Annotated in this window: 1 protein-coding gene; it reads right to left on the reverse strand. The window is 52.6% G+C overall.

Features of this window, described 5'->3' with window-relative positions; translation table 11 throughout:
* Positions 1–423, reverse strand: a 423-nt coding sequence (locus D0T87_RS21055; RefSeq protein WP_163177804.1) for a fimbrial protein, incomplete at its 3' end; no start/stop codon positions are given.
* Positions 424–437 lie beyond the last annotated feature (14 nt).

The raw sequence follows: 437 nt of genomic DNA on the forward strand, positions 1-437 counted from the left end.
TTTGTTCTTACCCTCCAGGGTAGCAGCTTCTATGATACTACGGGCACCGGCCAATACCACCAGGTCGTATTCACCCCGGCGCAAGGTCACGGTAAAGGTTTTGGCATTTCCGGTTCCTGTGATCTGACTACCACTGCATCCGGCAGAGTACACATAGGTACCACTGTTCTTACCGAACACCAATACATCAATCTCAGTAACCGCGTTCTCTCCGTCTTCGGAGAGTGCACGGGTGTCAGGCACGGTGCGGGTATCAGGTACACTTTCACCGGGCAGCCGAAGGGAGAAGGTGACCAGGGCGTCGCCTTTTCCCGTTGGGGTGATTTCTTCTTCATGCCCTGTACACGCTACCAGCGTGAAGAGCAGTAGGAACGCCACTGCGGGCAGCAGCTTCACTAATCGTTTATATCCACTTAATTTCATGGGTTATCTGTTTT

Source organism: Bacteroides sp. 51, from assembly GCF_010500965.1.
In the GTDB taxonomy this organism is placed as follows: domain Bacteria; phylum Bacteroidota; class Bacteroidia; order Bacteroidales; family Bacteroidaceae; genus Bacteroides.